We start from the raw sequence: 15,832 nt of genomic DNA on the forward strand, positions 1-15,832 counted from the left end.
GACCAGCCTCCACTCGGCTGTCGCCGCCCGACAACCCGAGCCGGCACCTCCCTAGGCGCCCCGCCCAAGCCCAGCGCGGGTGACTGCAACCCCCTGGGGGCGCGGGGAACTGCGCGACCAGCCCCCACTCGGCTGTCGCCGCCCGACAACCCGAGCCGGCACCTCCCTAGGCGCCCCGCCCAAGCCCAGCGCGGGTGACTGCAACCCCCTAGGGGCGCGGGGAACTGCGCGACCAGCCCCCACCTACCCGCACCCGCCCGACTACCGAACCCGGCACCCCCCTAGGCACCCGCCTGGCGCAGAGGTGTTGTCTCCAGAGTTGTTCGGGCCGCCTCCAGTGCCGGGTGGGTCTGGTTCGCGACTCGGTGGAAGGTTTCCTGGGCGGGGCGGGCCGGCCAGGCCGGGGGGAGGTGGCGGGACGGGAGTCTCGGGTCCGTGCGGATGGTGCGGAGCCAGTCGCTGACCAGGCGCAGGCGGGTGCCGATCGGGTCGTCGTCGGCGCCGTGGACCAGGTGGGCGCTCCAGCGCTTGTCGAAGGTGACATAGCGGGCGGCGATGGACTCCAGGTCCCAGGTGTCGCGGATCATCTGCTCGATGTCGGTCACCTCGGCGGCCTGGGCGTGGAAGATCTTGACGTGGGCCGTGAGACCGAGGTCGGTGACCACCGAGGAGACGTCGACGTGGCCGGGGGCGATCCACAGGCCGCTGTAGAGGGCGCCGAATCCGGACCAGGTGAGGCGTGAGCGCAGGTCGTGGCGCTGGCGTTTCCAGGAGTCGGGCAGGGAGAAGGCGAGCAGGGTCCAGGAGCCGTCCCAGTCGTCGTTGACGGCGCCCTGCTTCCAGATGCGGGTGCGGCCGTCGATCAGGACGCGGGTGGCCTGCGGGGTCAGGCCGAAGAACATCTTGCGGCCCTCGCGCTGACGCTGGAGCAGACCCCGGTTGACCATGCGGGTGAGGGTGGAACGTACGGCCTGCTCACCCACGCCCACGCGGCCCAGGACGTCGATGATGCTGCCCGAGTAGACGCCCAGGTTCCCTTCCTCCAGGACGTGGTTGCCGAAGAAGGTGAGCATGAGCGACTGCGGGCGCGGCTGCGGCCCGTCCGCGGTGTCCAGGATGTCGTCGTCCTCCACGGGGGCAAGGGTACGGCCGCCCGCCGACGGTACGGCGGGCGGTCGTGGAAGGTCGTGGGAGGTCAACGGCCGTCGGAGGGGTGCGCGAGGTCGTACGGGCGGAGGTAGGGGGTGGGGCGGTACGAGACGTAGCGGGTGGGGGTGGTGGGGTCGGCCGCGGTGGCGCGGGTGTTGAGGGACGCCGGGTCGGTGCCCTGCCAGGTGCCGGTGGCCACGCGGTCCTCCAGGGTGTGGAGCGCGGCCAGTTGTTCGGCGGGGCTGAAGGTGCAGTGGCCGGCGTTGTCGACGTACGCCTGGCGGAGGAGGGGGGCGGAGCCGGCGGCCGTCACCGCGCGGCGCAGGGCGCTCTCCGTCTGGACGGGGACCAGGGGGTCGCCGATGGTGTGGATGGAGAGCTGGGGCTTGGCCAGCTTGCCGGTGAAGCTGCTGGTGGAGCTCATCCAGGCGACGGCGGCCGGGTCCGCGGTGATGCGCGGGGCGCGGTTGAGGGCGGTGAGGTCCTTGGTCAGGGAGAGGCCCGCCTTCTTGTACAGCGCGGTGACCTCCTTGCGGACTGAGGACTGGGCGAGCAGCCTCGTGTAGTCGACGCCGGTGTTCCAGGACATGTTGCCGCCCGCGCGGGTCTCGGCCTCCTGGCGGCGGTTGAAGGCGGCGATCTTCAGCAGGCCCTTGACGGCGTCGTACTGGTTGGCCTGTTGGGTGTCCCAGTCGTTGGTGGTGGGGCGGGTCTGGGTGGGGGCGTTCCAGACCGGGATGTTGTGGAGGGCGGCGGCGAGGGCGATACGGGCCCGGCCCTCGGGCGTCGACTGGGCGGAGTCGACCTTGGCGGTGAGGGTGTTCGCGGCGTCGGTGGCGGCCTGCTGGGTCGGGAGGTTCACCAGGGGGACGTCGGAGCCCAGGAGTGTCTTGAGGGCGAACACCGGGTCGAGGGTGTTGTTCCAGTTGGCGACGCCGCCGTGGACCAGGCCGCACATGGAGAGCGAGCCGTCGATCGCGTCCGGGTGGCGCTCGGCTATCGCCGTGGTGACCAGGCCGCCGTACGACCGTCCCCAGGCGAGGGTGCGGGAGGCCTGGCCGAAACGGGTGGTGAAGGCCTTCAGGGTGGCCATCTGGTCGGGGACCGCGTCGGTGACCGCCCAGCCGGTGGACGCGTACGAGGAGCCGATGAGGGCGTAGCCCTGCTGGAGGAGAAGGGGCTTGGTGGCCGCGTCCGGAGCGTCCTGGGCGGGGTTGGCGGGGCCCGCGTTGTAGCCGTGGCTGAACAGGAGGACGGTGCCGTTCCAGTTGGTGGGGACGTCCATCATGTACGTGGCGCCGGAGGGGAGTTGGCCGTCCACGTGGGTGGGGTCCGTGTCGGCCGCCGTGGCCGTGGCCGCGGGTGCGGTGGTGAGGGTGAGCAGGAGGGCTGTTGTGCAGGCGATGCGGGTGCCGTGCCTCATGCGGTGATCTCCTCGGTGTGGGGGGTGGTGGGGAGTTGGGGGGTGGGGTCCTGGCCGAGTGAGGTACGGCTCGTCTCGCGGACGAACCACACGGTCAGCGCGGTGATGAGCGAGCCGCCGCACAGCAGGAGGGCGACCGGGGTGCCGTTGCCGCTGCCCGCGACCAGGCTTCCGGCGATCATCGGGGAGAAGCCGGCGCCGACCAGCGTGGCGCCCTGGTAGCCGAGCGAGGCGCCGGTGTAGCGGACCTTCGTGCCGAACATCTCGCTGAACAGGGCGCCGAGGGGGCCGTACATCAGCGACTGGGAGATGCCGTGGCCGATGACCACGGCCAGGATCAGGGCCCCCGAGGACCTGGAGTCGACCAGTGCGAGGACGGGGAAGGCCGTGGCGGCGGACAGGAGCGCGCCGGTGAGGACGACCGGGCGGCGGCCGATCCGGTCGGAGAGCGCGGAGGCGCAGGGCAGCACGACCAGGGCGACCGCGGCGGAGACGGTGAGCGCGGTGAGCACCTGGGGGCGCGGGTAGCCGATGCCGGTGGCGTACGAGATCAGGTAACTGGTCAGCAGGGACTGGGCGGTGAAGGCGCCGATGCCCACGCAGCAGGCCAGCAGCACGGGCTTCGGGTGGCGCAGGACGTCGAGGACGGGGAGCCTCGACTCGGCGCGGTCCTTCTTCACCTCGGCGAACAGCGGGCTCTCGACCACCTGGAGACGGACGAACAGGCCGACGCCGAGCAGCAGCACGCTCAGCAGGAACGGCACGCGCCAACCCCAGGCCGCGAACTGGTCCTTGGGGAGGGTGGAGACCAGGGCGACGACGGCGGCGGAGATCAGGGAGCCGAGCGGGGCTCCCATCTGCGTGAAGCTCGACCACAGGCCGCGGCGGCGCTCGCCCGCGTGCTCCACGACCATCAGGGTCGCGCCGCCCCACTCACCGCCGATGGCGATGCCCTGGACCACGCGCAGGGTGATCAGCAGGACCGGCGCCCAGACGCCGATGGTGTCGTACGTGGGCAGCAGCCCGATGAGGAAACTGGCGCCGCCCATCAGGCCCATGGTGAGCAGCAGCATGTTCTTGCGGCCGAGGCGGTCGCCGAAGTGCCCGAAGACGATGCCGCCGATCGGGCGGGCCACATATCCGGCGGCGAAGGTGCCGAACGCGGCGATCGTGCCCACGGCGGGGTCGGCGCCGGGGAAGAACAGGTCGCCGAAGACCAGGGCGGCGACGGTGCCGTAGACGAGGAAGTCGTAGAACTCGACGGCGGTGCCGAGCAGTCCGGAGAGGGCTACCCGGCGGAGTTGGCGGGTGCGTTCTGACGCGGTGGGGGACGGAGGCATCGCGCTCTCCCTTGAGCGGGGGAAGGACACCGCGAAATTAGGCGGTCTACTTACCGTCGTCAAGAAAGTGCACAACATTGACAGGGAAGTGATGGGGGACTGTGACGTGTGTCACGGGAACTCGGTGATCCCGTCGGGCAGTTGAGTGCGTGACCACAGATATGCGAACCCGGATACGGGCCGGGGATCCGGACGCCTTCGCGGAGCTCTACGACCAGTGCGCCCGCTCGGTGTACAACCACGCCTTCCGGCTGACCGCCGACTGGTCCGTGGCCGAGGACGTCATGGCGGCGACGTTCATGGAGGCCTGGCGGCGCCGGACGTCGATCGAGGCCGACGGGGGCTCGCTACGGCCCTGGCTGCTCGGCATCGCCACGAACGTCGCCCGGTCCCACTACCGCAGCAACCGCCGCTACCGGGCCGCGGCCGGCGCGGCGGCCGCGGCGGGAGCGGACGAGGTCGCCGACCACGCCGAGGAGACCGCCGGGCGGGTGGACGACCGGCGCCGGATCGCCGCCACGCTGACCGCGCTCGGCTCCCTGAGACGCCCCGAACGCGAGGTCCTGGTGCTGTGCCTGTGGGAGGGGCTGGAGTACGCCGACGCCGCCCGCGCCCTCGGTATCCCCGTCGGGACCGTCCGCTCCCGGCTGTCCCGGGCGCGCGCCAGGCTGCGCAAGCTCGCCGAGGTCGAACTGGCGCGAAAAAGACGGGAACTCACCCCACCGAACCGGCAGATAACAGGTGATCGCGACTATGTGATCCGGTCCGCACAGGAAGGAAACCGATGAACGCCAGCCCCTCCCAGCCGCACCCGGCCGAGTGGACGGAGACCCAGGGTCTTCTGCCCTCCGTGGAGCGGGATCTGCCGGCGGGCCGCCACCAGTTCCACAAGGAGCAGATGATGGTCCAGATCCGCGAAGACCTCCGTACCACCGCTGTCGCCCCCGTGCGCCGCAACCCGTTCCTGCGCCGGGCGGTCCTGCTGCCGGCGATGGCCTGCGCCCTGGCCGGCGCGGTCGTGGGCGGCCTCGCCCTGACCGGCGGCGGTGACGCGAACACCTCGCTGGCCACCGGGCCCGCCCTGACGACCCGGATCGGCGCCGCCGACGCCCAGGGCGCCGACCGCCTGCTCGACCACATCTCCCTGGCCGCCGCAGATACCTCCGAACCCGCCGTGCGCGACGACCAGTTCCTCTACATCGCGTCCAAGGTCGCCAGCACCTACCCGAAGACGGTCGACGACAAGACCACGGTGGTCAGCGAGAAGCTGCACTCCCGCCAGGTCTGGCAGTCCCCCGACGGCAGGAACGGCTGGCTGATCGAGCCGGGCAACACGAGCGAGGACGGCATCACCCTGGCCGGACCGAACCCGCTCCGCTCGGCCTACCACCGGCTCGCCCAGCTGCCCACCGAACCGGGGGCCCTGCTGCGCAAGATCTACCAGGAGTCGGACGCCAACCGGGATCCCGAAGTCCCCCGCGACCAGGCCGCCTTCGTCGCCATCGGCGACCTGCTGACCGAGAGCTACCCGCCCGCGAACCTCACCGCCGCGCTCTACAAGGCCGCCGCCGAGATCCCCGGCGTCGTCGCGGTGGACGACGCGGTCGACGCGGTGGGGCGCCACGGGGTCGCGATCGCGCGGCTCGACGAGCAGAGCGGGCAGCGCACGGAGTGGATCTTCGACAAGAAGACGTACGCGTTCCTCGGTGAGCGCAGTGTGCAGGTCGAGCCGAGCGACACCTTCAAGAAGGGGACCGTGACGTTCACCGTCGCGATAACCGAGCGGGCGGTCGTCAACGAGATGAAGGAGGTGCCGGGGCAGGCGGGCTGACGGGTCAGGCCCGCTGCAACCGGGGGGCGGGCCGCTCGCCCGAGCCGCGCACGATCAGCCGTGTCGGCACGGTGATGGTCCGGGCCCGGGTGCGGTCGCCGTCGAGGCGGGACAGCGCCGTGGTCGCCGCCGTGCTGCCGATCTCCTCGGGGGCCTGGGCGACGACGGTCAGGGCCGGTTCGAGCGCCTCGGCGAGCGGAACGTCGTCGAAGGAGACCACGGCGACGTCCTTGCGTCGGCTGCGGGCGAGTTCGGCCACTATCCCGAGAGCGACGATGTTGTTGCCGGCGAACAGGGCCGTGGGGGGATCGGCCAGGCCGAGGAGCCGGGAGGTCGCGGCCGAAGCCCCTTGCTGGTCATGGGCGTTGGTGACCAGGGAACGGTCGTAGGGCAGGCCCGCCCGCTCCAGGGCCTCGCGGTACCCGGTGTGGCGCTCACGGCGGGTGTAGAGCTTGACCGGCAGGTCACCGACGAAGCCGATGCGCCGGTGGCCGTGGGCGATGAGGTGGGCGACACCGTCGTGAGCGCCGGTGCGGTTGGAGCTGACGACGCTGTCGGCGGCCAGGCCCGCTCCGGGACGGTCGATGAACACGACGGGCAGCCCTGTGGCGCGGTGGGTCTTGAGGTGGGAGTGGTCGGCGCCGACGGACGGCACGACCAGCAGGATGCTGACGCGGCGGGCCAGGAACTTGTCCGTCAGGGCGCGTTCCCGGTCCGGGTCGTCGGCCGAGGAGCCCATGAGCAGGGTCAGTCCGCGGTCGCGGACCGTGTCCTCGATACTGCGGGCCACCGCTCCGAAGAACGGGTTGCCGAGATCGGGGACGACCAGACCGATGGTGGTGTCGGGCCCGCCGACGCGGATGTTGCGCGCCATGAGGTTCGGCTGGAAGCCGAGTTTGGCCACGGCGGCCAGCACCTGTTCCCTGGTCTCGGCCGACGCGGGTCCGTCCTCGTTGAGTACGCGGGAGACCGTCTTGGCGCTGACGCCCACTTCGCGGGCGACGTCGGCCAGGGTCGGGCGGCGGTTCGCTGCCATGGAGAAAACCGTCTCCTGTGCTCGTCGGGTTCCGGCCGCGGCCTCGGCCGGATGCCGTCGAGTGTCGAGTGCTGTGGTCAGGTGGCCTGGACGCCCGCGGCCTTCGCGGCCTCGGAATCCGCTACGACAGTACCGCCGGCCTCGTCGACGGTGAGCGCGCCGGTCATGATGGCGACGACCTCCGCCATGGAGTAGTCGGAGGGCTTGATCAGGGCGGCCCGCCGGCCCAGCCGGTGCACGTGGATCCGGTCGGCGATCTCGAAGACGTGCGGCATGTTGTGGCTGATCAGGACGACCGGCATGCCCTTGTCCCGGACCCGCCGGATGAGGTCGAGGACCTGTCCGGACTCCTTGACGCCGAGCGCGGCGGTGGGTTCGTCCATGACGACGACACTGCGGGCCCAGGCGACGGAACGGGCGACCGCCACGGCCTGCCGCTGGCCCCCGGAGAGGGTCTCGACCGACTGGGTCAGCGAGCGCAGTCCGATCTTCAGGTCGGCCATGTGCTCGGCGGCCTCCTGGCGCATGCGCTTCTTGTCGAGCATGCGGAACACGCTCCCGAGGACACCCGGGCGCCGGAGCTCGCGGCCGAGGAACACGTTCGAGGCGATGTCCATCGAGGCGGCCACCGCCAGGTCCTGATAGACCGTCTCGATGCCGTGGGCGCGGGCACTCTGCGGTCCGGAGAACTGGATGGGTTCGCCGTTGAGGCGGATCTCGCCCGCGTCGGGCGTCACCGCACCGGTGAGCGCTTTGATGAGGCTGGTCTTTCCGGCGCCGTTGTCGCCGATCACGGCGAGCACCTCGCCGGGCAGCAGGTCGAAGTCGGCGCCGTCGATGGCGGTGACCTGGCCGTAGCGCTTGACGAGACCGCGGGCCTGAAGGATCGGGGTGGGGGAGTCGAGGGCGGTCATCGGGCCTTCTTCCGGGACATCTGGTCGACGGTCACCGCGAGGATGACCAGGACTCCGGTGATCAGGGTCTGGTAGATCGAGGCGACGCCCATCAGCTGGAGCCCGTTGCGGAAGACACCGACGATGAGGACGCCGATGAAGGTGCCGAGGACCGAACCGCGGCCTCCGAAGAGGCTGGTGCCGCCGAGGACCACGGCGGTGATGCTGTCGAGGTTGTCGGTCTGTCCGGCCTGCGGGTCGCCGACTCCGGTGCGGGAGATGAGGAGCAGGGCGGCGACGCCGTAGAGGAGACCGGCGACGGTGTAGACGCCGATGGTCAGCCGGGAGGTGCGGATGCCGTTCAGCCGCGCGGCTTCCTGGCTGTTGCCCAGGGCGTAGACGTGCCGGCCCCAGCCGGTGCTGCTCAGCGCGTAGGCGAGCAGCAGGAACAGGGCGATGGTGACGAGGGAGCCGTAGGTGATGTCCGTGTGGCCCATCGGGAAGGTCTGCCCCAGAGCCGTCAGCGGGCCGGGCAGGTTGGTGACCGTCTGCTCCTCGGAGTAGATGTGGGTCAGCGCGAACGCCACGTTGAGCATGCCGAGCGTGACGATGAACGGCGGCAGCGGGATCTTCTGCACCAACAGCCCGTTCACCAGGCCGAAGCCGCCGCAGACGACCAGGCCGAGCGCGATGGCGACCAGTGGGGGCAGTGAGCCCTCGGCGGCCATCTTGGCGATCACGATGCTGCCGAACGCCATCACCGCGCCGCACGACAGGTCGATGCCCGCGGTGAGGATGATCAGGGTCTGGCCGATGGCGAGGGTGCCGACGACCATGACCTGCTGCACGATCAGCGAGAAGTTCCCGCCGGTGAGGAACTGGTCGGAGGAGACGGCGAAGAAGACACAGGCGAGAAGGAGGGCGACGAGCGGGCCGGTGGTCGGTGCCGTGAGCAGCCTGCGGGCCGTGGTCGGCGCTTTGAGCTCGGCGTACGGCGAGGAGGTGCTCGGAGGCGTGGACGTGGCGGTCATGCGAAGTCCTTGTCGGAAGACAGAAGTCCTGGTGGGACAAGGGGGCGGCCGTCCCCGGGTCGGGGAGGTGCGGGGCCGGCCGCCCCGCTCGGGGGAGGCGAAGTCGTACGTCGGAGAGGCGATGTCGTACGTCCGCCGGGGCCGGACTCAGCCCCAGCAGTTCTCCAGGCCGAAGGCGGTGTCCTTGGACGTGACGCCCGGCTGGGCCTTGTCGGTGATCAGGGTGACGCCGGTGTCGGTGTAACCGGACGCCTTCTTGCCGTCCTTGGCGTACGTCACGACGGCGTTGACGCCCTCGGCGGCCATCTTCAGCGGGTACTGCTGCGACGTGGCCGCGATCTTGCCGTCCTTGACGGCCTGGGTGCCGGTGCAGCCGCCGTCGACGGAGACGATCAGGACGTCCTTCTCCCGGCCCTTGGCCTTCAGCGCGGTGTACGCGCCCAGGGCGGCCGGCTCGTTGATGGTGTAGACGACGTTGATGCCGGGTTCCTTCTGGAGGCAGTTCTCCATCGCCGTCTGGCCCTTGGCCTGGTCGCCGCCCGTGTCCTGGGCGCACGCCACGTCCTTCTCGGTGGCGCCGAAGCCCTTGAGGAACCCGTTGTGCCGCTGGACTCCGACGGAGACGCCGGGCGCGAGGTCGAGGGCGGCGATCTTCGCCGTCTTGCCCTTCATCGCGGCCTTGGCGTACTCGCCGATCAGCTCGCCGGCCTTGAGGTTGTCGGTGGCGAAGAGGGCGTCGACCGCGCTCTCCGGCTCGGTCGGCGTGTCCAGGGCGATGACCAGCACGCCCTTGGCCTTGGCCTTGGCTATCGCGGGCACGATCGCCTTGGAGTCGCTCGGGGTGATCAGGATGCCCTTCACACCGGCGGCGACCATGTTCTCGATGGCGGTGACCTGACCGGCGTTGTCTCCGTCGAACTTGCCCGCCGCGGTCATGAGCTGGACGCCGTCCTTCTTGGCGGCCTTCTCCGCGCCCTCCTTCATCTTCACGAAGAACGGATTGGTGTCGGTCTTGGTGATCAGCCCGACCTTCACCGTGCCCGATCCCGAGCTCGTGGAGCCCGATCCGGAGCCGGAACCGCAGGCCGTCAGGGCAAGGGCCGCGACCGACGTGCACGCGGCGACTCTGAGCAGGGAGGAAGGCAGTCGGGGGATGCGAGACATGAACGACTCCAGCGGGATTGCGGGCGAGCGGCGGCATCGGGGCATGCCGTCCCGAGGTGTCATCGTTGACTTATGTCATCGTTGACACTGCCGAGGATGATGACCCCGTCTCCCGGCAACGTCAATGCCCCGCGCGCGTCACAAGTCCGCAACGATGAGTCAGCCGCCCGCTTCGTGCCCGAACCGTTGACGAGCCGTGCGGATTGCATTCATCATCAGGCCTCGGTGTCAACGATGACATAGGTCAACGCTGACATTCCTTGCCGGCGCCGCGGAGGACAGCGCCGGTCCCAGGGCGTCACCACCACAGGAGACCCATGACTTCTGGACGTGTATCCCGGCATGCCCGCACACGGATGATCGCGGCGGCGGCGACCGTCTGCGCCCTGTCCGCGACCCCGCTCGCCCCGCAGGCCGCCGCGGCCGGCACCCGGTCGTACACCGAGACCTACCGGCCCCAGTTCCACTACACACCGCAGCAGAACTGGATGAACGACCCCAACGGCCTCGTGTACTACCAGGGCGAATACCACCTCTTCTACCAGTACAACCCGAGCGGCAGCTCCTGGGGAGACATGTCCTGGGGGCACGCGGTCAGCAAGGACCTCGTGCACTGGAAGGAGCTGCCGCTCGCCCTGTCGCACGACGACAAGGAGATGGTGTTCTCCGGCAGCGCGGTCGTCGACCGGAACAACACGACCGGGTTCGGCACCAGGAAGAACCCGCCCATGGTGGCGATCTACACCAGCCACGACAAGAGCACGGGCACCCAGGCCCAGTCGCTCGCCTACAGCACCGACCGCGGCCGTACCTGGACCAAGTACCGGGGCAATCCGGTCATCGACATCGGCTCGAAGGACTTCCGCGACCCGAAGGTGCAGTGGTACGCGCCGACCAGGAGCTGGCTGATGACGGTGTCGCTGTCCGCCGAGCACAAGGTGCGGTTCTACTCGTCCAGGAACCTCAAGGACTGGGACCAGCTCAGCGAGTTCGGTCCTGCGGGTGCGACCGGCGGGGTGTGGGAGTGCCCCGACCTGTTCCCGCTCGCGGCCGACGGGGACCCGAAGAAGATCAAGTGGGTCCTCGTCGTCAACATCAACCCCGGTGGTGTCACCGGCGGTTCGGGCGCCCAGTACTTCGTGGGCGACTTCGACGGCAAGAAGTTCACCGCCGACGACAAGGGTGGCTACACCCCGCCCGCCGGCACGGTCGTCCAGGACTTCGAGGGCACCGGATTCGACCCGTGGACGACCACCGGGACGGCGTTCGGCGAGACACCGGCGACCGGCGCGCTGGACGGACAGGGAGCGGTCACCGGATACGACGGCAAGGGCTTCGCCGACAGCTTCCACGGCGGGGACTCCGCGACCGGCACCCTCACCTCGCAGCCCTTCACGGTCGCGAGCCGCTATCTGAACTTCAAGGTCGGCGGCGGCAACCACCCGCACCAGGACGGGACCGTGCCGGAACGGGAAGCCACACCGCAGGGAACGGTCCTCGCCGACTTCGAGAACGGCACATACGGCGACTGGACGACGACCGGCGACGCCTTCGGCACCGCACCGGCCACCGGCACCCTCCCCGGCCAGCAGGAGGTCACCGGCTGGCTGGGCGACGGCCTGGTCAACAGCTACCTGAACGGCGACGCCACGACCGGCACCCTCACCTCACCCGAGTTCACCCTCGACAGGGACTACGTCGACTTCCTCATCGGCGGCGGCAACCACCCGGCCGGCTCGGACCAGCCGACCGCGATGGAGCTCCTCGTCGACGGGCAGGTCGTGCGCAGCGCCACCGGAAGCGACAGCGAGACGCTGAACTGGGCCTCCTGGGACGTGCGCGACCTCGCCGGGAAGAAGGCGCGGATCCGGGTCGTCGACGACAACACCGGCGGCTGGGGACACCTCAACGTCGACCACGTCGTGCTGTCCGACACCCGGGCCCGGCCCGTCTCCCGGGAGACCTCCGTCAACCTGCTCATCGACGGTGAAGTCGTCCGCAGCGCCACCGGTTCCGACAGCGAGACCCTGGACTGGGCCTCCTTCGACCTGCGCCCCTACGCGGGCAGGCAGGCCCGGATCCAGATCGTCGACAACAACACCGGCGGCTGGGGCCACATCATGGCCGACCGGTTCACCACCGCGGCCGCTCCCGCGAAGTCCGTCGTGCAGCGCGCCGACTGGGCCGACTACGGCAAGGACTACTACGCGGCCGTGTCCTGGGAGGACGCCCCGGGGGACGAGCGGTACATGATCGGCTGGATGAACGACTGGGAGTACGGCGGCTCCCTTCCGACCTCGCCCTGGCGCGGCGCACAGAGTGTCCCGCGCCGGATGGCACTGCGCACCGTGGACGGCCGTGTGCGACTGACCAGCGAACCGGTGGCCGGCCTGGCCTCCCTGCGCGAGGGGCCCACGGCGACGGCGACCGGTGTCACCGTCACCAGCGCCTCACAGCCGCTGACCGGCCCGGACGCGCGGGGCAAGGCACTCGACATCGAGGCCACTTTCTCCCTCCGGAACGCCGAACGCTTCGGCCTCAAGGTGCGCACCGGCGCCAGGGGAGAGGAGACCGTCATCGGCTACGACACCACGACCGAGGAGTTGTACGTCGACCGGACCCGCTCCGGTGCCTCGGACTTCAGCAGCGCCTTCCCCGGCGTCCAGCGGGCACCGCTCAAGGCCGAGAACGGCAAGGTCACGCTGCGGATCCTCGTCGACTGGTCCTCCGTCGAGGTCTTCGGCGGCAGCGGCGAGGCCGTGATCACCGACCAGATCTTCCCCGACCCCGACAGCCAGGGAGTGCAGGTCTTCGCCGAGAACGGCTCGGTGCAGCTGGACCGCGCACGCGTCCGGCACCTCGGCTCCTACCGCGACTGACAAGGACACGAAAACGTGAAGAAGACCCTGCTCGCCGAGTTCACCGCCCGTGAGGGAGCGCAGGACGAGGTCGCCCGCATGATCGTGGAGTACGCCGGCAAGGTGCGTGCGGAGGAGGGCAACCTCGCCTTCGACGTCTACACCAAGGCGGCGCACCCACGCGCCTTCTGGATCTTCGAGGTGTACCGGGACGAGGACGCCTTCCAGGCGCACCTGAACGCCCCGTACGGCGGCCCGTTCAACGCCGCGCTCACTCCGTTGATCGAGGAGACGGCGTCCGTACTGACGTTCCTCGACCCGGTGGCCTGAGAGGGCCGGGCCGCGAGGGACCCGCGTTCCGGCCGGGTCAGCCGGTCGCGCTCTCGCGGTCACGCTCGCGTTCGGTGGCCCGCCCGCCCCGGGCGAAGAGGTCGGCGAGGGGCAGGCTCGCCGCGCCGACCGTGACCGCGTCGGGGCCGAGCTTGCCGAGGTCGATGGAGACGCGTTCGGCCGGGTGGCGCAGGGCGTACGCGTCGGCGTACCGGCGTACGGCGGGCAGGAAGCGGGTGCCGAGCTGGAGTCCTGCCCAGCCGCCGATGAGGATGCGTTCGGGCTGGAAGAGGTTGACCAGGTCGGACAGGCCCGCTCCGACGTACTCGGCCGTCTCCTCCAGGACGGCGAGGGCCATCGGGTCGGCCTCGGTGTCCCCCGCCGGGTGGGCGGCGGCGAGCAGCGCGGCCAGCGCGGTCTCCTCGTCGGCGTCCTCCGGTGGGTGGCCGCCCGCCTCACGCCAGCGGTCGACGAGTGCCCCCGCGCCCGCGTAGGCCTCCAGACAGCCCAGCGCGCCGCAGCGACAGCGGCGTCCTCTGACCTGCACGGTGACATGTCCCCACTCCAGGGGGCGGCCGTATTGCACCTCCTCGGTGACCAGACAGGCGCCGATGCCCGAGCCGAAGAGGACGACCACCGCGTTGTGGCAGCCCCGGCCGGCGCCGAACCACAGCTCGGCCTGGCCGAGCGTGCGGGCGCCGTTGTCGATGAAGTACGGGACGGAGTCGGGGAGTTCACAGGTCGAACGCAGCAGGGACTCGAGCGGTACGGCGTCCCAGCCCATCGTCTGGCCGTGCACCACCGCGCCCTGCCCGGGGGTGCGGGCCACGATGCCGGGGACTCCGATGCCGACGCCCAGGAGCTGTTCGTGGGCCATGTCGGTGTCGGCGAGCACCTCGGCGATGCCGTCACGGATGTGGCCGACGACGACCTCGACGTCGTAGCCGTGGTGCTCCAGCGGCCGTTCGGTGCGGGCGAGTTCGGTGAGGGTGAGGTCGAAGAGCTCGACGCGGACGCGGGTCTCGCCGACGTCGACGCCGATCATGTGGCCGCCGGTGGGGGCGACGCGCAGCAGGGTGCGGGGGCGGCCGCCGTCGGACTCGACGGTGCCGGCCTCCTCGACCAGGCCGTCCTCGATCAGTTCCGCGACGACGTTGCTGATGGAGCCGCCACTCAGACCGGTGGCCGGGGCCAGCTCGAAGCGGCTCATCGGCCCGTCGAAATACAGCCGTCGCAGTACGGCGGCCCGGTTGCCCCGTCGCAGGTCACGCACCGTCCGCCCGTTGTGCCCCGCCATGTGGATCCCTTCCGCCGCCGCCTCGACCTGCAAGATACCGCTGCGCCGACCCTTGACGCGACTTTCCTTCGCGTCTTAAATCACGCCATAAATTAACTCCGGGACGGTGTTCGAGAAGCGAACGCACTCGGAGGCCTCCCCTGGAAGGGACACCAGAGCCATGCGCAGAACCCGAGCCGCGGCCGCCGGTGCGGTCACCGTTTCCTTCATGACTCTCGTGACCGCCTGCGGCGGCGGCTCGTCGACGAGCGGCGGGTCCAACGACTCACCGAAGACCCTGACCTACTGGGCCTCCAACCAGGGTGCCAGCATCGAGGTCGACAAGAAGGTCCTCCAGCCCGAACTCGACAAGTTCGAGAAGCAGACCGGGATCAAGGTCAAGGTCGAGGTCGTCCCCTGGTCCGACCTGCTCAACCGGATCCTCACCGCGACCACCTCGGGCCAGGGCCCCGACGTCCTCAACATCGGCAACACCTGGAGCGCCTCCCTCCAGGCCACCGGCGCGCTGCTGCCCTGGAACGCGAAGAACTTCGCCGCGATCGGCGGCAAGGACCGCTTCGTCGACTCCGCGCTCGGCTCCACCGGCGCCCAGGGCCAGGACCCGGCCGCGGTCCCGCTCTACTCGATGGCCTACGCCCTCTACTACAACAAGCAGATCTTTGCCGACGCCGGCATCACCGCGCCCCCGGCCACCTGGGCCGAACTGGTCGCCGACGGCAAGAAGATCCAGGCCAAGGGCAAGTCCGCGCTCGGCGCGGAGGGCGCGAACCTGTCGGAGAACATCCACCACGTCTTCGTCTTCGCCCAGCAGCACGGCGGTGACTTCTTCACCTCCGACGGCAAGCCCGACTTCACGAACGACAACGTGGTGGCCGCGGTCAAGCAGTACGTCGACCTGATGGCCAAGGACAAGGTCATACCGACCGGCGACGCCGAGTACGCCCAGAACCAGTCGGTGAGCGACTTCGCCAAGGGCAAGCAGGCCATGCTGCTGTGGCAGTCTGCGTCCTCCAACCTCGAGTCCCAGGGCATGAGCGCGGACAAGTACGGCATCGCACCCGTGCCCGTGCAGTCCGGCACCCCGGGTCCCGGCACCCAGGTCAACTCGGCCGTCATGGGCATCAACCTGGCCGTCTTCAAGAACACCGACAACATCGACGGTGCCAAGAAGTTCGTGAAGTTCATGACCGGCGACGCCGAGCAGAAGATCCTCAACACCGCCTACAGCTCGATCCCGCCGGTGAAGACCGTCCAGGCGGACTCCGCCTTCAGCTCGGGCCCCAACGCGGTCCTCAAGAACACCCTCGCCACCAGCGCCGCCGCGCTCCCGCAGGTCGCCGACGAGTCGCAGTTCGAGACGGCCGTAGGGACCGCCGTCAAGGACCTGTTCGCCGACGCGGCCGCCGGACGCGCGGTCACCACCGAGTCGGTGAAGGCGGCGCTGGAGAAGGCCCAGCAGCAGATGCCGGCGAAGTGAGCA

General features: G+C 70.2%; 13 protein-coding genes. 5 read left to right on the plus strand and 8 right to left on the minus strand.

Annotation, left to right across the window (positions count from 1 at the left end):
* Positions 1 to 281 precede the first annotated feature (281 nt).
* From ACIBJB_RS33495 to ACIBJB_RS33505, 3 genes are all read right to left on the minus strand, one after another.
* Positions 282 to 1,133, minus strand: a complete 852-nt coding sequence (locus ACIBJB_RS33495; RefSeq protein ID WP_398936236.1) for a PaaX family transcriptional regulator C-terminal domain-containing protein — start codon at positions 1,131 to 1,133, stop codon at positions 282 to 284.
* A gap of 62 nt (positions 1,134 to 1,195) precedes the next feature.
* Positions 1,196 to 2,572: an alpha/beta hydrolase family protein gene (locus ACIBJB_RS33500; RefSeq protein WP_398936238.1), complete on the minus strand. Its 1,377-nt coding sequence runs from the start codon at positions 2,570 to 2,572 to the stop codon at positions 1,196 to 1,198.
* Positions 2,569 to 3,912 (minus strand): MFS transporter, encoded by a 1,344-nt coding sequence (locus ACIBJB_RS33505; RefSeq protein WP_398936240.1) that lies wholly within the window; start codon positions 3,910 to 3,912, stop codon positions 2,569 to 2,571. The genes ACIBJB_RS33500 and ACIBJB_RS33505 overlap by 4 nt, the downstream gene beginning before the upstream one ends.
* Positions 3,913 to 4,061: 149 nt before the next feature.
* Between ACIBJB_RS33505 and ACIBJB_RS33510 the strand changes: the two genes are divergently transcribed.
* Both ACIBJB_RS33510 and ACIBJB_RS33515 read left to right on the plus strand, forming a co-directional pair.
* Positions 4,062 to 4,700: an RNA polymerase sigma factor gene (locus ACIBJB_RS33510; RefSeq protein WP_398936242.1), complete on the plus strand. Its 639-nt coding sequence runs from the start codon at positions 4,062 to 4,064 to the stop codon at positions 4,698 to 4,700.
* The gene (locus ACIBJB_RS33515) at positions 4,697 to 5,743 is read left to right on the plus strand and encodes a CU044_5270 family protein (protein ID WP_398936244.1); all 1,047 of its coding nucleotides are present in this window, start codon (positions 4,697 to 4,699) and stop codon (positions 5,741 to 5,743) included. The genes ACIBJB_RS33510 and ACIBJB_RS33515 overlap by 4 nt, the downstream gene beginning before the upstream one ends.
* Before the next feature lie 4 nt (positions 5,744 to 5,747).
* Here ACIBJB_RS33515 and ACIBJB_RS33520 read toward each other — a convergent pair whose 3' ends face one another.
* The 4 genes from ACIBJB_RS33520 to ACIBJB_RS33535 all read right to left on the minus strand — a co-directional run bounded on the left by ACIBJB_RS33520 (position 5,748) and on the right by ACIBJB_RS33535 (position 9,867).
* A complete protein-coding gene (locus tag ACIBJB_RS33520; RefSeq protein WP_398936246.1) occupies positions 5,748 to 6,779 on the minus strand; it encodes a LacI family DNA-binding transcriptional regulator in 1,032 nt (343 codons plus the stop codon).
* A 77-nt stretch (positions 6,780 to 6,856) separates the two neighbouring features.
* On the minus strand, positions 6,857 to 7,693 hold the full coding sequence (locus ACIBJB_RS33525) for an ATP-binding cassette domain-containing protein (protein ID WP_020120685.1): 837 nt from the start codon (positions 7,691 to 7,693) through the stop codon (positions 6,857 to 6,859).
* Positions 7,690 to 8,703, minus strand: coding sequence for an ABC transporter permease (locus tag ACIBJB_RS33530; RefSeq protein WP_398936248.1), 1,014 nt, complete (start codon positions 8,701 to 8,703; stop codon positions 7,690 to 7,692). The genes ACIBJB_RS33525 and ACIBJB_RS33530 overlap by 4 nt, the downstream gene beginning before the upstream one ends.
* 147 nt (positions 8,704 to 8,850) lie before the next feature.
* Complete coding sequence (locus tag ACIBJB_RS33535; protein WP_398936250.1) at positions 8,851 to 9,867, minus strand: sugar ABC transporter substrate-binding protein; 1,017 nt, start codon at positions 9,865 to 9,867, stop codon at positions 8,851 to 8,853.
* A 317-nt stretch (positions 9,868 to 10,184) separates the two neighbouring features.
* Between ACIBJB_RS33535 and ACIBJB_RS33540 the strand changes: the two genes are divergently transcribed.
* Together ACIBJB_RS33540 and ACIBJB_RS33545 are read left to right on the plus strand one after the other, a co-directional pair.
* Entirely contained in the window at positions 10,185 to 12,746 is a 2,562-nt protein-coding gene (locus ACIBJB_RS33540; protein ID WP_398936252.1) for a GH32 C-terminal domain-containing protein, read from the plus strand.
* Positions 12,747 to 12,761: 15 nt separating this feature from the next.
* Positions 12,762 to 13,055: a putative quinol monooxygenase gene (locus tag ACIBJB_RS33545; protein ID WP_306977870.1), complete on the plus strand. Its 294-nt coding sequence runs from the start codon at positions 12,762 to 12,764 to the stop codon at positions 13,053 to 13,055.
* A 37-nt stretch (positions 13,056 to 13,092) separates the two neighbouring features.
* Here ACIBJB_RS33545 and ACIBJB_RS33550 read toward each other — a convergent pair whose 3' ends face one another.
* Entirely contained in the window at positions 13,093 to 14,352 is a 1,260-nt protein-coding gene (locus ACIBJB_RS33550) for an ROK family protein (protein ID WP_398936255.1), read from the minus strand.
* A gap of 160 nt (positions 14,353 to 14,512) precedes the next feature.
* Between ACIBJB_RS33550 and ACIBJB_RS33555 the strand changes: the two genes are divergently transcribed.
* A complete protein-coding gene (locus ACIBJB_RS33555; RefSeq protein ID WP_398936257.1) occupies positions 14,513 to 15,829 on the plus strand; it encodes an ABC transporter substrate-binding protein in 1,317 nt (438 codons plus the stop codon).
* The last annotated feature ends 3 nt before the right edge of the window (positions 15,830 to 15,832 follow it).

Origin of the sequence: Streptomyces sp. NPDC050759 (assembly GCF_044456945.1) — a bacterium.
Classification (GTDB): Bacteria; Actinomycetota; Actinomycetes; order Streptomycetales; family Streptomycetaceae; genus Streptomyces.